Origin of the sequence: Pseudorhodoferax sp. Leaf265 (assembly GCF_001422365.1) — a bacterium.
Lineage (GTDB): Bacteria > Pseudomonadota > Gammaproteobacteria > Burkholderiales > Burkholderiaceae_C > Pseudorhodoferax.
Genome location: NZ_LMMT01000023.1, coordinates 125436 through 139954 on the forward strand (window position 1 = coordinate 125436; position 14519 = coordinate 139954).

A 14519-nucleotide genomic window follows, 5' to 3' on the forward strand; every position below is an offset into this window, starting at 1 on the left:
TTCGATGCACTCCGCGCTCATCGCTGGCATCCGTGCCGCCGGCCATGCGCTTTGCCATTGCATTCCGACAGGCTGCGCCACAGATCGGGAACAGACGGGTGGCGCTTCGGCAGCGGTGCAGCACGCGCCGCCTCTGCTTTCCGTGTTCCAGGCCCGGCTCGCAATCCCGGCCAGGCCGTCGCGCGACGGTTGGCAACACCGTCCAGGCGCAGAACTGCGCATGCTGCATGTCCCCCCAACCAGATGTGATGAGGAGCGCTCTCTTGGATGGCACTGAGTTCCTGTCCGATGACGCCGACGACGCACCGGAGCGGCTGCTGACCTACGTGGCCGTCGGGGCGTCGGCAGGTGGCCTGGAGGCGCTCCGGCAGCTCTTCGCCGCTGCCGTGGCCGATCCGCAGCTGGCCTATGTCGTGATCACCCACCTGTCGATCGACCATGTCAGCCATCTGGCCGATCTGCTGGGCCGTGCGGGATCCCTGCCGACCGCCGATGCGGTGGGTGGCGAACGTCTGCAGGGCGGTCGCGTCTATGTGATGCCGCCGGGCAGGATCATGGGCCTGCACCAGGGCAAGGTCTTCTTCGATCCGGTGCCGCAGCAACTGCGGCCGGTGCCCAAGCCCATCGATTTCTTCATGAGCTCCATGGCGGAGGATGCGGGCGAGCGCTGCGTTGGCGTGGTGCTCAGCGGCACCGACCACGACGGCACGGTCGGCCTGAAGGCGATCCGTGCGGTTGGCGGACTGACGATCGTGCAGACCCCGGCCACGGCAGAGTTTCCCGAAATGCCCAACAGCGCGATCGGCGCCCACACCGTGGATCTGGTGCTCCCCCCGGCTGCGGTTCCATCGGCCCTGTCCGATTTCCTGGGCGTCCAGAACGCCGAGCGCGAACTGCGCGCGGCGCCGATCTTCTCGGAGTCGGCATCGTCGGTCCTGCGCGAGATCCTGGAGCTGGTGCTGGCGCGCACGGGCAGTGATTTCCGGCAGTACCGCCCTGGCATGCTGCAGCGCCGTCTCAAGCGACGCATTTCGGTGACCCGTTGTGCGCATGCAGCGGACTACCTGCGCTTGCTCACGGATTCTCCGGACGAGGCGAGCACGCTGAGCTCGGAGTTCCTGATAGGCGTCACCAACTTCTTTCGCGATCCCGATGTGTGGATGGCGCTGGAACAGACGGTCCTCGCGCCGCTGGTCGCGCAACTGCCCCGGACCGATGCTTCGTTCAGGGTGTGGACGCCTGCGTGCTCCTCGGGTGAAGAGAGCTACTCGATTGCCATGGTGCTTCTCGATCTGTTCGCTCGCCACGAGATCGAGGGGCCGGTGCAGGTCTTTGGCACCGACATCGATGGTGAAGCGCTCGCCGTGGCGCGCAAGGGCCTGTACGACGACAGCATCGTCTCATCCGTCGCCGACGAGCGGCTGGAGAGGTTCTTCGAGCGCCGGCGCGGCATGTTCGCGGTCTGCAAAGAGTTGCGCGATGCCGTCACCTTCGCGCCGCAGAACCTGGCCCAGGACACACCGTTTTCCAGGCTCGACCTGATCTGCTGTCGCAACTTGCTGATGTACTTCGAACCGCGCCTGCAGGAGCGGGTCTTCCAGCTGTTCCATTTCGCGCTCAAGCCGGGCGGGCTGCTGTGGCTTGGCAAGGCGGAATCGCTGGCGCCTGCCCACACGTCGCTCTTCGAGCAGGTCTCCGGCCCCTTGCGGCTGTACCGGCGCATCGGCGGACGGTCGCTCCTGCCCGGTGTTTTCAGTTCCAAGATGTTCTCGGCGGTTGCCGCAGGGCCCCGCGGCGCAGACCTGCGGCTGCGCTCGGCGGCGGACGTCCTGCGCGAGCACATCGCCGGCCGAAAGGTGGCGGCTGCCATCCTGGTCGATCGCGACGGGAGGGCGCTCTATTTCCTGGGTGAGACGGCGCGCTTCCTGGAGCCCCAGGGCGACGCAAGCCTGGAACTGCTGCGTTTGCTGCGCAAGGAGCTGCGGCCCTCCGCACGCCACCTGCTGCGGCAGGTCGCCGAGGGCGGACGGCCTGCCCGGCGCAGCCTGGCTTTGCCGACGCGCCGCGACCCGTCGGTGCGCCAGCAGATCGGCCTGCAGGCCGAAAGCATCGACGGCCCGGCAGCGAACGGGATGCTGGTCGTGACGTTCACCGTCGCGCCCATGGGGCAGGCCGGCGCGGCAGACGAAGGCGGCCCGGTGCTGCTGTCGCTGGACGCGGAAATGCAGGAGAACCGGCAGGAGCTGGCCCTGGCCCTGGAAGATGCCGAACGCACCAACGACGCACTGCGCATCGCGAACGAAGAGGTCTCGTCCCTGTACGAGGAAGTGCAGTCCTCCAACGAGGAGCTGGAAAGCTCCAAAGAGGAGCTGCAGGCCTTGAATGAGGAGCTGTCGACGGTCAATGCCCAACTCGAGGACAAGATCGCCGAGACCTTGCACAACGCCGACGACCTGCGCAACCTGCTGGACAGCACGCATGTCGCGACCTTGCTGCTCGATCCGGAGCTGCGGCTGCGCCGCTTCACCCCCCTGGCAGGAGAGCTCTTCCGGCTGCGCGCCGGGGACGAGGGCCGCCCGCTCAGCGACATGGCGGCAGCCGTGCACGACACAGCACTGTTCGACGATGCCCTGGCCGTGCTGCGCAGCGGCGGGTCCGTCGAGGCGGAGGTGCCGGGCCAGTGGGCGACGACCTGGCTGCGCAGGATCCTGCCGTACGTGGGCTATCAGGGCCGCATCGAAGGCGTCGTGGTGACCTTTGTCGATGTGACAGTCCTGCGTGCTGCTGCGCGGCAGGTCGTCCAGCTGGCGACCATCCTGGAGGATTCCAACGATGCCGTGTACAGCTGCGACCCGCAGGGGCGCATCCTGTCGTGGAACAAGGGTGCGGAGCGCATCTACGGGCACCGCCGGGAAGAGGTCATCGGTACCGCGGTGGCCGAGCTTTCGGCGCCTGCCACCCAGGCTTCGGACCTGGCCGTGGATGCCCTGGCCGCTTGTATCGCCGACGGCGCTCTGGGTCCGGTGGATGTACAACGGCTCACCAAGGGAGGCCGGGTTGCCACGGTGTCGATGTCGGCCACGGCACTGCGCGACGCCCTGGGTGCGGTGCATGCGTTGCTGTTCACCGAGCGCGACATCTCGGAGCGCCTGCGTGTCGAGAGCGAGATCCGCTTCCGTCGCCTCGCCGACGACATCCCTGCGCTGTTGCGGGTCGAGGACGCAGCCGGTCGCACGGAGTTCCTCAACCGCAGCTGCATCGAGTTCGTCGGCCAGTCCGGCGAGCGCCTTGTGGGCAACGGGTGGCTGGAGTTCGTGTACCCGCAGGACCGGGACCGCTACCTGCAGGAGTACGCGGCGGCACAGGCGGAGCAGCGTGCCCTGGACAGTGACATCCGCCTGCGACGCCACGACGGCGCCTACCGGTGGATGCGTTCCATGAGCGTTCCGCACGCCGACGGGTCCGGTGCGTTCGCAGGCTATGTCGCCCTGATGGTGGACGTGGAAGACCGCAAGCGCGCCGAGATGCAGCTGGTCGATGCCGACCACCGCAAGGACGAGTTCCTGGCCATGCTGGCGCACGAGCTGCGCAACCCACTGGCGCCGATCCGCAGTGCCGTGACGATCCTGGGCAGGGCTGGCCTGCCGGATGCCCGCTCCGAATGGGCGGTCGGCGTGATCGACCGTCAGGCCGAGCTGATGGCCAAGCTGCTGGACGGCCTGCTGGATGTGGCCCGTATCGCGCGCGGCAAGTTGACACTGGACGTGGCGCCCGTCGAACTTCTGGTGGTGGTGCAGCGGGCGGTCGAGATGAGCCAGACGCTGGTCAGTGCACGCCGCCAGACATTGACCGTGCAGTGCCCCGCCGACCTGATGGTGGAGGGTGACCTGCTGCGCCTGACGCAGGTGTTTGCCAACCTGCTGAACAACGCGTCCAAGTACACGGACGAGCAGGGAACGATCGCGCTGACCGTCGCGCCGGCCGACGACCGGGTGTGCGTGCGCATCGAGGACAACGGCGCGGGCATCTCGCGGGAGATGCTGCCACGCGTGTTCGACCTGTTCGCACAGGCCGACACGACGCTGGACCGTGCCAAGGGCGGACTGGGACTGGGGCTGACGCTGGTCCAGCAACTGGTCGAGCTGCACGGCGGCAGCGTGCACGCCCACAGCGAGGGGCTTGGAACCGGCAGCACTTTCACCGTGTTCCTGCCGCTGCTCGAACGCCGGGCCGCGCCATCCTTGCATGACGCGGTGCCGCGCGGACGCAAGGGCCCGCACGCGCGCAGCGTCCTGGTCGTGGACGACAACGTCGATGGCGCCGACGCCCTGGCCCAGGTGCTGGAGTTGGACGGCCACCTGGTGTCCATCGCGTACGACGGCGACCAGGCAGTGGAGAAGGCCAGCACAGTGCGTCCCGACGTGGTCCTGCTGGACATCGGCCTGCCGGGCATGGACGGCTACCAGGTCGCGCGCGTGTTGCGGGGAAGCGCTGCGACATCGGGTGCCACGCTGATCGCGCTGACCGGCTATGGGCAACCGGAGGACCTCGCGCGATCGAAGGCCGCGGGGTTCGACCGGCATCTGGTCAAACCTGTCGATCTGGACGTCCTGGCGGAGATGGTCGCGGACGCGCCGCTGCGGGGCCGTGACGCGAGCGCGCAAGGCGAGCCTGCCACGCAGGCTCTTGCGCCCAGTGCGGCAGGCCGTTGAGCAGCAGCCGGTCGTCTTCCTTCTTGACCACCGCATAGCAGTCGCATGAACGGCTTTCGCGCGCGGGCCGATCCAGCACGGTGATGTGGCCGCGCGCGTAGCGGATCAGCTCGGCTTTCTGCAACTTCAGCGCGCTTGCGGTGACGCGCCCGCGGCGCACGCCCAGCATGTCGGCAATCAACTCCTGCGCCATGGCGATCTCGTCGCCGTCCAGCCGGTCCAGACGCAGCAGCAGCCAACGGCACAGCTGCCGGTCGACGCGGTGGTGGCGGTTGCAGGCCGCCGTCTGCGCCATCTGCGTGATCAGTGCCTGCACATGGCGCAGCAAGAGCGCCAGTGCGTGGGGCCAGGGGTTCCCACTGCGCCTCTCGTCGCCGGGACGCGTCGAAGTCAAGCGCTTGTGCAGCGGGTCGCGCTGTGCGCTGCGCGCAATCGGACCGGATTGCACGGGGGCAGGTCCGTCAGAAGCAAAGCTGCGTGCAGCTTGGACGTGGCCACACCGGCCGCGCATGCACGGTATCGCAGATGCGCCCGCATGCGTTGCGTGCCGGATGGCCTTGCTATGTGCGCGGGCAGACGGAACAGCGGCAGACCTCGGGCCAGACTGCGGACATGACATCCCTTGCCGCACCACTGCAGCCCACACCGCAGAACCGCCTGCTGGCCCGGCTGGGACCTTCGGACTGCCGTCGCCTGCTCGCGTGCTGCGAAACGGTGCAGTTGCGGGCCGCCGAGGTGCTCTGCGAGCCCGGGGTACCGATGTCCCATGCGTACTTTCCGATCCAGGGATTCATTTCCATGGTGGCCATGGTCGAAGGCCGTCGCGGCGTCGAGGTTGGCATGGTGGGCAGCGAAGGCATGCTGGGTGCGCAGGTCGTGCTGGGTGTGACGACCGCTCCGCTGCACGCGCTGGTGCAGGGCGCTGGTGAATCCTTGCTGGTGGACAGCCGCAGCTTGCGCAGAGAGATGGCCCGCAGCCCCGCGCTGGCGGATGTGCTGCACCGGTATGTGTATGTGCAGATGGCCCAGACGGCGATCTCGGCGGGGTGCTTGCACTTCCACCTGCTGGGACCGCGCCTGGCGCGGTGGCTGCTGATGACGCAGGACTGCGCCCATGCCGACAGCTTTCCGGTGACCCAGGATTTCCTGGCCTACATGCTCGGTGTGCGGCGTGCCGGCGTCTCGGCGGCGGCAGGAGCCTTGCAGCGGCGCGGCTTGATCCACTACCGGCGCGGCAACTTCACCGTGCTGGACCGGCGCGGATTGCAAGCCATGGCCTGCAGCTGCTATGCGGCAGGCGAGCGGTGCCAGGTCGATGCTTTTGCGTGAGCACGCCCAGGCCTCCACAAGCGGCCCGCATGGGGGCATTCCGGCCGTCATGCATGCCGTGGCCACACAAGGTGCGTGCGTTGCCGCAACGGCGTAGCGGCGATGCCACGAGGAGACATCGGGCCGGCCAGGCGAGCACGGGCGCGCATGACGCGCCGTTGACGCCGCCTGGACCCTGTCGGCAAACGTCCCAGGCTTCCATTGCTCGACCTTGACGGTCTGTCGGCGCGTCGGACTACGCTGCAGGCTGGCGACGGCACGCGTAATGTGGCATGTCCATCAAAACCATCCTCGTCGAAGACAGCAAGGCCATCCGGGATGCCCTGATTCCGACGATGGCGGAATTGGGCGACATGGAGGTCGTGGCTGTGGCAGAGACCGCCAGTGAAGCGGTCGCCGCGCTCGGCGCGCAGGACGGCACATGGCAGTTGGCCGTCGTCGACCTCTTTCTCAAGCAGGGCTCGGGGTTGGATGTGCTGCGCGCCTGTGCAGGACGCCGCGTGGGCCGCGTCGTTGTGGTGCTCAGCAACTATGCAACGCCAAGGATGCGGGAGGAGTGCCGGACACTCGGCGCCGACGGCATGTTCGACAAATCGACCCAGCTCGACGCCTTCTTCGACTTTTGCGCGCTTCGGTTTGAGCCCGACCACTGATGGCGGGCGTCTCACCGGGGCACCACGGCATCCAGACGCACGGGTGCCTCTCAGGGACGCACCTGCCCGACGAAGCAGCTCGTGCGCCGGGCGCGCCGCCCTGCCCCCGCGTCAGCCCGCGCGGCGCTGCGACGCCAGCCGGCGCACCACGGTGGCCAGTTGGTCGATCTCGCCGAACGTGTTGTAGAACGCCAGCGAGGGCCGCACCGTGGTCTCCACGCCGAAGCGGCGCAGGATGGGCTGGGCGCAGTGGTGGCCGGTGCGCACGGCGATGCCCTCGGCGTTGAGCGCCTTGCCCACCTCCTCGGTGCTGTAGCCCCTGAGCACGAAGGACATCACGCTGGCCTTCTCACTGGCCGTGCCGATCAGCCGCAGGCCCGGGATCTCGCGCAGGCGCTCCGTGCCGTAGGCCAGCAGGTCGTGCTCGTGGCGCGCGATGTTCTCGATGCCGATCTTGTTCACGTAGTCGATCGCCGCACCCAGGCCCACCGCGTCGGCGATGTTGCCGGTGCCGGCCTCGAAGGTGTTCGGGATCGGCTGGAACACGGTCTTCTCGAACGTGACGTCGGCAATCATGTTGCCACCGCCCTGCCATGGCGGCATGTCTTCGAGCATCTCGCGCTTGCCCCAGACCACGCCGATGCCGGTCGGACCGAACACCTTGTGGCCGGAGAAGACGAAGAAGTCGGCGCCGATGTCCTGCACGTCCACGCGCATGTGCGAGACCGACTGCGCGCCATCGACCAGCGCCTTGGCGCCAGCGCGGTGCGCCAGTTCCACGATCTCCTTGACCGGCACCACGGTGCCCAGCGCATTGGACACCTGGGTCACGGCCACGATCCTGGTGCGGTCGTTGAGCAGCTTCTTGTAGTCGTCCAGCAGCACCTGGCCCGACCCGTCGACCGGGATCACGCGCAGCCTGGCGCCCTTGGCGGACGCCAGCTGCTGCCACGGCACGATGTTGGCGTGGTGCTCCAGGTGGGAGACGATGATCTCGTCGCCCTCGCCCACGTGCTGGGCGCCCCAGCTCTTGGCCACCAGGTTGATGGCCTCGGTGGTGCCGCGCACGAAGATGACTTCGTTCACGTCGGGCGCGTTGATGAACTGGCGCACGCGTTCACGCGCGCCTTCGTAGGCGTCCGTGGCGCGGGCTGCGAGCGCGTGCGCAGCGCGGTGGATGTTGGAGTTCTCGTGCTCGTAGAAGTACCTGATGCGCTCGATCACCGAACGCGGCTTGTGCGTGGTGGCAGCGTTGTCGAGCCAGACCAGCTGGCGGCCGTTGACGCGCTCGGCCAGGATCGGGAAATCGCGCCGCACGGCGTTCACGTCGAAGGCCGGGTGGCGGCCCTGGTCGGCCACCGGCGCCGTGCCGTGGGGCGCAGGCTTGGCCGGCGTCACATAGCCGCCGGGCAGCACGACCGCGTCGACGAAGTAGAACTTCGGCTCGACCGAGGGCGTGGCCTGCGGCACGCCGGCGCCGGCGGGAATGCCGGCGGCCTGCGGCGGCGCCGCGTGGCCCGTGAACGGCAGGCCGGCCAGCGCGTCCAGCGGATCGGCCGCACGGCCGGGGTCGGCGCCCCCAGCCGCAGGATGGCCATGCGACGTGTCGAGGAAGTAATACGGCACGGCGCCCGTGGCCGGGTGCGTGGCGGACTGCTGGGCCGTGGCACCGGAGGCTTCGGGCACGCCGAGCGCGGCCCCGCCGACGCGCGGCTCGTAGGCCGGCAAGGCGGTGACCACGGTGTCGGGCAGGCCGTTGCCGGCCTGGGCGTGCGGCAGCAGCGCCGGTGCACGGTGGGCCAGCGATGCCAGCGGCGTCGGCGAGGCCGGCAGCAGGTTGGCGCCCGGGGCGATGCCCTGCGGGAACGGCGTGCCAGGCACCGAGGGGCCGAAGCCCGCCGGGCTGACCAGGGGCGAGCCGGGCGGCGCGATGTTCACGGGTGCCTGCACGCCGGCCGGCACGCCCGCCGAACCCAATGCGGGCACGGACGAAGGGGGCGTGCCCGGCAGGGCCGCGAACAAGGCGTTGGCCATGCGCGCGAGCACCGCGGGATCGATCGGCGCCTCCGGCCCCACAGCCTGGGACGGCAGAGAAGCGATGGTCATGTGGACGAACTCGGGTAGTGCGCGTCGGACGCATCGCATACAGCGGCCGACGCAATCAATGGTTCAGGTGGCCGCGGACCAGGCCATGCAAGTGCACCCGCGGAACTGGCTCTGCCAGGCCGCTGGGTGCGCCCCCTGGGGGGTATTGGACGGCTACACGCAGTGGGTCCGTCCAAACGGGGGGGACTCATTTGTAGGTGTCCAGGACCGAGTAGTCGTGGTAGCGGTTGATCTCCACGTCGTCTAGCACCGCCAGAGCGTCGGGCGTCAGCACGGCCAGCGAGCAGTACTGCGAGATCAGGTAGGAGGCGATGGCGTGGTTGTTGATGCCCATGAAGCGCACCGACAGGCCGGGGCCCTGCTCGCCCGGCAGACCGGGCTGGAACAGGCCGACCACGCCCTGGCGCTTGTCGCCCACGCGCAGCAGGATGATCTTGCTCTTGCCGTCGGCCACGGGCACCTTGTCCGAGGGGATCAGCGGCACACCGCGCCAGGTGATGAACTGCGAGCCGAACAGGCTCACGGTGGGCGGCGGCGTGCCGCGGCGCGTGGCTTCGCGGCCGAAGGCGGCAATCGTCAGCGGATGCGCCAGGAAGAAGGCCGGCTCCTTCCAGACCTTGGTCAGCAGCTCGTCGAGGTCGTCGGGCGTGGGTGCGCCGCTCAGCGGGAAGATGCGCTGCTCGTCCGTGACCTGGGCCAGCAGGCCGTAGTCCGGGTTGTTGATGAGCTCGCTTTCCTGGTTCTCCTTGATCGTCTCGATCGTCAGGCGCAGCTGCTCCTTGATCTGGTCGTGCGGGCTGCTGTAGAGGTCGGAGATGCGCGTGTGCACGTCCAGCACGGTGCTGACGGCATTGAGGAAGTACTCGCGCGGGTGCTCTTCGTAGTCGACGAAGGTGCGCGGCAGCTGGTTCTCGGACTCCTTGGCCGTGCAGGTGACCTTGATGGCCTCGGGGTTCTTGACCTTGTTCAGGCGGTAGATGCCCGCCTCCACCGGCACCCACTGCAGCAGGTGCGTGAGCCAGCGCGGCGTGATCGTCGCCAGCTGGGGAACGGTCTTGGTGGCATTGGCCAGTTGGCGTGCGGCGCTATCGCCCAGGGCGACAGTGCCGCCTACGGTTGCAGTCATTCAAACTCCAGGGGTGTACACAACAGAACGGCGGCCAGTGTCTGGCGCGCCGGCAGCGGTCTCAACCGCCTATAGCCGCCAAGGCGTCGTGGTGTGCACGCCGCACGGAAGCCACCTGTTCGCCGCGCGCCAGCAGCGAGGCCGGCTCCAGCTGCAGCGCCACGGCCAGCTTCTGCACGGTGACGATGGAGACGATCACGCGGCCACGCTCGATCTCGCCGACATAGCTGCGGTTCAGGTCCGACAGCGCAGCGAGATGCTCCTGCGACCAGCCGCGCTGCTCGCGCAACTGGCGCACGGCGATGCCGAAATGCTCGACCAGGGTGCTCATGGCGCAGAGCCTCAGCGCGGCAGCGGTGCGTTCTGCAGGCTGGCCTGCGTCACGCTGGCGCCGCGCGGCACGTCGTCGGTGATCCAGACGTTGCCGCCGATCACCGCGCCGGCGCCGATGGTCACGCGGCCCAGGATGGTGGCACCGGCGTAAATGACCACGTCGTCCTCGACCAGCGGATGGCGTGGCAAGCCCTTGCTGAGCTTGCCGTCGCCATCGGTCGGAAAGCGCTTGGCGCCCAGCGTGACGGCCTGGTAGATGCGCACGCGCTGGCCGATCACGGCCGTCTCGCCGATCACGACACCCGTGCCGTGGTCGATGAAGAAGCCCGCGCCGATGCTGGCGCCCGGGTGCAGGTCGATGCCGGTCTGCGCATGGGCCAGCTCGGCGATGATGCGCGCCAGGAGCGGCAGGCCCAGACCGTACAGCGTGTGCGCCAGCCGGTGGTGGATGATGGACAGCACGCCCGGGTAGCACAGCAGCACCTCGTCGACGCTGCCGGCCGCCGGGTCGCCATGGAAGGCGGCCAGCACGTCGCTGTCGAGCAGGCGCCGCGTGGCGGGCAGGCTCGCGGCGAAGGCGTTCACGGCATCGTGCGCGCGGCGGTCGATCTGCTCGGCCGCCAGGGGCGCGTGGCGGTGTGCGTAGTTCAGTTCGAGCCGGGCCTGCTGCAGCAAGACGTGCAGCGCGGTGTCGAGCTCGTTGGCGACGTAGTAGTCCTCGCTCTCCACGCGCAGATCCGGTGGACCCAGCCGCATCGGGAACAGCACGCCCTTGAGGCCTTCGATGGTGCGCGCCAACGCATCGCGCGAGGGGAACTCGCGACCACCGGGTTCGCGCGAGCGCTTCTGCGCGGCACGCCATTCGTCGCGCACGCCATGCAGCGCGCGCACGATTTCTCCGACTTCGAACTGGGCCACTGTTGTTCCTTGTTGGTGTTGGCAGATCGGGGGGGCGCCCAGCGCCGCTCAGTCCTGCTGCCAGGGCAGGCCGTGGAAGCGCCAGCCGTCGCCATGGCCGCGCTGGCCGTTGGCGTCGATCTCGCCCTCGAAGCCTTCGAGCACGTTGTAGACGTTGGCGAAGCCGGCCTTGGCCGCGGCCTCGGCCGCCAGCACCGAGCGCTTGCCGCTGCGGCACAGCAGCAGCACCGTGGCTTCCTTGCCGCCGGCCTTGGCCAGCTTGGCCTCGAGCTCCCGCACGAAGCGCGGGTTGCGCGTGAGCGCCGTGCCCGTCGCCCAGGCCACGTGCTGGCTGCCGGGCACCTGGCCGACGAACTTGAGCTCCTCGGCCGAGCGCACGTCGACCAGTTGCGCGGCGCCGTCCTGCAGCAGCTGCCAGGCCTGCTGCGGTGTCACGCCGCCGGCGTAGGACAGCCCCTGCTCCGCGGCCTGCGCACGGGCATGCTCCAGGGCGGCGGGCAAGACGATTTCTGCGAGATCGGACGACATCGAAAACTCCTGGGGACTGTGCGTTGCGGGATGGGGTGAAACGAATGTAGGGGGCATGCCGCGCAGAACAAACGACTGTTTTCTCGTTTTCAAAGAACCCCAAGGTATAAGCGTGCGGCCATGGAAAAGGCCGCACGCAGTCCCCTGACGGGGACCGGGTGCGGCCCATGCCGTGCTGCGTGTTCAGACGGCTGCCAGTGCCTGCTCCAGGTCGGCCTTCAGGTCGTCGATGTGCTCGATGCCGACCGACAGGCGCACCGTCTCCTCGCTCACGCCGGTCTTGGCCAGTTCCTCGGGCGAGAGCTGGCGGTGCGTGGTGGACGCCGGGTGCGTGGCCAGCGAGCGCACGTCACCGATGTTGACGAGCCGGGTGAACAGGCCCAGGGCGTCCAGGAAGCGCGCGCCGGCCTCACGGGCGCCGCCCTGGCCCTTGACGCCGAAGGTCAGGATGCCCGAGCCCGTGCCGCGCAGGTACTTGCGCGCCAGCGTATGCTCGGGGTGGTTCTCCAGGCCCGCGTAGTTGACCCAGCCGACCTTGGCGTGCCCCTGCAGGTACTGGGCGATGGCCAGCGTGTTGGCCGTGATGCGGTCCATGCGCAGCGCCAGCGTCTCGATGCCCTGCAGGATCAGGAAGGCGTTGAACGGCGAGATCGCCGCGCCCGTGTTGCGCAGCGGCACCACGCGCGCGCGGCCGATGTAGGCGGCCGGGCCCAGGGCCTCGGTGTAGACCACGCCGTGGTAGCTCACGTCGGGCTCGTTCAGGCGCTTGAAGCGCTCCTTGTGCTGGGCCCAGGGGAACTTGCCGGAGTCGACGATGGCCCCGCCGATGCTGTTGCCATGGCCACCCAGGTACTTGGTCAGCGAGTGCACGACGATGTCGGCGCCGTGCTCGATCGGCCGGCTGAGATAGGGCGAGGGCACGGTGTTGTCCACGATCAGCGGCACGCCATGGCGGTGCGCGATTTCTGCGATGGTGGCGATGTCGGTCACGTTGCCGGCGGGGTTGCCCAGCGACTCGACGAACACGGCCTTGGTCCGGCCGTCGAACAGCTTCTCGAAGCTGGCGGGGTCGCGGTGGTCGGCGAAGCGCGTGGTGATGCCCGACAGCGGCAGCGTGTGCGCGAACAGGTTGTAGGTGCCGCCATACAGCGCGGTGCTGCTGATGATGTTGTCGCCCGCTTCGGCGATGGTCTGGATCGCGTAGGTCACGGCCGCCTGGCCCGAGGCCAGGGCCAGCGCCGCGATGCCGCATTCCAGCGCCGCCACGCGCTGCTCCAGCACGTCCTGCGTCGGGTTCATGATGCGCGTGTAGATGTTGCCCGGCACCTTGAGGTCGAACAGGTCGGCGCCATGCTGCGCGCTGTCGAAGGCGTAGGCGGCCGTCTGGTAGATCGGCGGTACCACGGCGCGCGTGGTCGGGTCCGGCGAGTAGCCGGCATGCACGGACAGGGTCTCGAATTTCCAGTCTTTGGACATGGGTCTCCTTGGGGGTGGTTCAGCTCACATCCGGCTCGACGAACTCGAGCCGGTTGCCAGCCGGATCGTGCACGAAAAAGCGCAGGTAGCCCGGCAGTGGCTGGTTCTCCTCGAGCGGGAAGGCAGCGTCGAGCAGGCGCTTGCGCAGCTGCGGCAGGCCCTGCACCTCGAAGGACAGCGGCGTGAGCCCGGGCGCCGCGGCTGCGGGCTGCTCGGTGGCGACCAGGTCCACGCGCTGGCCGCGCGCGGCGAAGCGCAGCACCGGCCCGGGCGGCTGCGGCATCAGCGTCAGGCCCAGCAGCTCGCCGTAGAAATGCGTGACCGCGCTGGCCAGCGCCGGCGGGAACGGCAGCTGCACACGGTTGATGGCCTGGATGTCCATGGCCGCGTTCACCATGAATGCGCCAGCAAGCTGGGCATGGCCGGCCGCAGCGCGGCCAGCGCCGCGGCACGCAGGCGGGCCCGGCGCGGCACATAGCCATGGGGGGCCCGGCGGGCCAGGGCCTGCGCCGAGCGCGGCGCCAGTTGCCAGGCGCGGGCGGTCACGTCCAGCACGCGCGTGGCCCATTCGGCAGGGATGGCGGTCGGATCGGATGAATAGGTCAGGGCATCGGCCATGGGAACAACTCCTGCAAGAGACGGCGGCCGCACGGGCCGTCGCAAAGAACGGGCGGATTGTGTGCAAGCCCTCGCGAGAAGGGAACGAACCAATCGTTAGAACCTTATGCAAGCAGCGCGGGCCGCAGCCGCAGGAGGAGATCAAGGCCGGCAACATCGGGCGCGACCGAGCCGCTGCCTGTTTCGCAGGCATCCTGGCGCAGGCCGCGCCAGGCTTGGCTTTGCGACGAATCCCCTGCCCTTGTCCACAGCCTTGCCCACGGCAACGTGGGACAAGGTTGCGGCGCTCCAGAAACGACAAAACCGCCCGAAGGCGGTTGTGTCGATGCGCAGGCGCAGGCGCCTTGGCGATCAGTAGTTGCTGCGGCCACCGCCGTAGCCGCCGCCGCCACCACCGCTGTAGCCGCCGCGGCCACCGCCACCGCCGCCGCCGCCGCCGAAGCCGCGGCCACCGCCGCCTTCTTCACGGGGGCGGGCTTCGTTGACCGTCAGCGCACGGCCGTCGGCCATGGCGCCGTTCAGGCCGTTGATGGCAGCCTGGGCTTCTGCGGCAGAGCCCATTTCGACAAAGCCGAAGCCCTTGGAGCGGCCGCTGTCGCGGTCCTGCATGACTTGGGCGGACTTGACTTCGCCGTACGCGGCGAAGTTTTCGCGCAGGGAGTCGGAGGTGATGCTGTAGGCAAGGTTGCCAACGTAGATGCGGGTGCTCATGGAGAGATT

The 14519-nt window shown here is 68.9% G+C and carries 12 protein-coding genes and 1 pseudogene; 3 read left to right on the forward strand and 10 right to left on the reverse strand.

From position 1 onward, the window contains the following. Window positions 1–263 precede the first annotated feature (263 nt). A complete protein-coding gene (locus ASF45_RS19130) occupies window positions 264–4712 on the forward strand; it encodes a CheR family methyltransferase (RefSeq protein ID WP_056666206.1) in 4449 nt (1482 codons plus the stop codon). A 1-nt stretch (window position 4713) separates the two neighbouring features. Here the strand turns inward: ASF45_RS19130 and ASF45_RS36550 are convergent. After that, window positions 4714–5049 (reverse strand): annotated as a pseudogene (locus ASF45_RS36550) (helix-turn-helix domain-containing protein); the annotation flags it as partial. Between the two features lie 275 nt (window positions 5050–5324). Here ASF45_RS36550 and ASF45_RS19135 point away from each other — a divergent pair. Further along, complete coding sequence (locus ASF45_RS19135) at window positions 5325–6041, forward strand: Crp/Fnr family transcriptional regulator (protein WP_056666986.1); 717 nt, start codon at window positions 5325–5327, stop codon at window positions 6039–6041. A 272-nt stretch (window positions 6042–6313) separates the two neighbouring features. Continuing rightward, window positions 6314–6694, forward strand: coding sequence for a response regulator (locus ASF45_RS19140; RefSeq protein WP_056666209.1), 381 nt, complete (start codon window positions 6314–6316; stop codon window positions 6692–6694). 111 nt (window positions 6695–6805) lie between these two features. On the opposite strand, the gene ASF45_RS19145 is transcribed toward ASF45_RS19140, so the two are convergent. The 9 genes from ASF45_RS19145 to ASF45_RS36855 all read right to left on the reverse strand — a co-directional run bounded on the left by ASF45_RS19145 (window position 6806) and on the right by ASF45_RS36855 (window position 14510). Continuing rightward, entirely contained in the window at window positions 6806–8800 is a 1995-nt protein-coding gene (locus ASF45_RS19145; RefSeq protein ID WP_056666212.1) for a family 2A encapsulin nanocompartment cargo protein cysteine desulfurase, read from the reverse strand. Window positions 8801–8987: 187 nt separating this feature from the next. Beyond that, entirely contained in the window at window positions 8988–9926 is a 939-nt protein-coding gene (locus tag ASF45_RS19150; RefSeq protein ID WP_056666216.1) for a family 2A encapsulin nanocompartment shell protein, read from the reverse strand. Between the two features lie 61 nt (window positions 9927–9987). Next, window positions 9988–10257 carry a helix-turn-helix domain-containing protein gene (locus ASF45_RS19155; protein ID WP_056666219.1) on the reverse strand — a complete coding sequence of 90 codons (270 nt, stop codon included), beginning with the start codon at window positions 10255–10257 and terminating at the stop codon, window positions 9988–9990. Between the two features lie 11 nt (window positions 10258–10268). After that, the gene (gene epsC, locus ASF45_RS19160) at window positions 10269–11177 is read right to left on the reverse strand and encodes a serine O-acetyltransferase EpsC (RefSeq protein WP_056666222.1); all 909 of its coding nucleotides are present in this window, start codon (window positions 11175–11177) and stop codon (window positions 10269–10271) included. Between the two features lie 48 nt (window positions 11178–11225). Further along, on the reverse strand, window positions 11226–11705 hold the full coding sequence (locus ASF45_RS19165) for a rhodanese-like domain-containing protein (protein ID WP_056666225.1): 480 nt from the start codon (window positions 11703–11705) through the stop codon (window positions 11226–11228). A 183-nt stretch (window positions 11706–11888) separates the two neighbouring features. Further along, entirely contained in the window at window positions 11889–13181 is a 1293-nt protein-coding gene (locus ASF45_RS19170; protein WP_056666228.1) for an O-acetylhomoserine aminocarboxypropyltransferase/cysteine synthase family protein, read from the reverse strand. A 19-nt stretch (window positions 13182–13200) separates the two neighbouring features. Further along, a complete protein-coding gene (locus tag ASF45_RS19175; RefSeq protein WP_235580970.1) occupies window positions 13201–13578 on the reverse strand; it encodes a VOC family protein in 378 nt (125 codons plus the stop codon). After that, window positions 13572–13799, reverse strand: a complete 228-nt coding sequence (locus tag ASF45_RS19180; protein WP_056666232.1) for a hypothetical protein — start codon at window positions 13797–13799, stop codon at window positions 13572–13574. Before ASF45_RS19180 ends, ASF45_RS19175 begins: the two co-directional genes overlap by 7 nt. Window positions 13800–14150: 351 nt before the next feature. Continuing rightward, window positions 14151–14510 (reverse strand): RNA-binding protein, encoded by a 360-nt coding sequence (locus tag ASF45_RS36855; protein WP_056666236.1) that lies wholly within the window; start codon window positions 14508–14510, stop codon window positions 14151–14153. Window positions 14511–14519: the final 9 nt, after the last annotated feature.

Excerpts from the sequence above, each read along its gene's own strand:
- ASF45_RS19180 (WP_056666232.1), bottom strand. The coding sequence starts at position 13,799 with ATGGCCGATGCCCTGACCTATTCATCCGATCCGACCGCCATCCCTGCC.
- ASF45_RS19150 (WP_056666216.1), bottom strand. The coding sequence starts at position 9,926 with ATGACTGCAACCGTAGGCGGCACTGTCGCCCTGGGCGATAGCGCCGCA.
- ASF45_RS19145 (WP_056666212.1), bottom strand. The coding sequence starts at position 8,800 with ATGACCATCGCTTCTCTGCCGTCCCAGGCTGTGGGGCCGGAGGCGCCG.
- ASF45_RS36855 (WP_056666236.1), bottom strand. The coding sequence starts at position 14,510 with ATGAGCACCCGCATCTACGTTGGCAACCTTGCCTACAGCATCACCTCC.
- ASF45_RS19155 (WP_056666219.1), bottom strand. The coding sequence starts at position 10,257 with ATGAGCACCCTGGTCGAGCATTTCGGCATCGCCGTGCGCCAGTTGCGC.
- ASF45_RS19135 (WP_056666986.1), top strand. The coding sequence starts at position 5,325 with ATGACATCCCTTGCCGCACCACTGCAGCCCACACCGCAGAACCGCCTG.
- ASF45_RS19140 (WP_056666209.1), top strand. The coding sequence starts at position 6,314 with ATGTCCATCAAAACCATCCTCGTCGAAGACAGCAAGGCCATCCGGGAT.
- ASF45_RS19165 (WP_056666225.1), bottom strand. The coding sequence starts at position 11,705 with ATGTCGTCCGATCTCGCAGAAATCGTCTTGCCCGCCGCCCTGGAGCAT.
- ASF45_RS19170 (WP_056666228.1), bottom strand. The coding sequence starts at position 13,181 with ATGTCCAAAGACTGGAAATTCGAGACCCTGTCCGTGCATGCCGGCTAC.
- ASF45_RS19175 (WP_235580970.1), bottom strand. The coding sequence starts at position 13,578 with ATGGTGAACGCGGCCATGGACATCCAGGCCATCAACCGTGTGCAGCTG.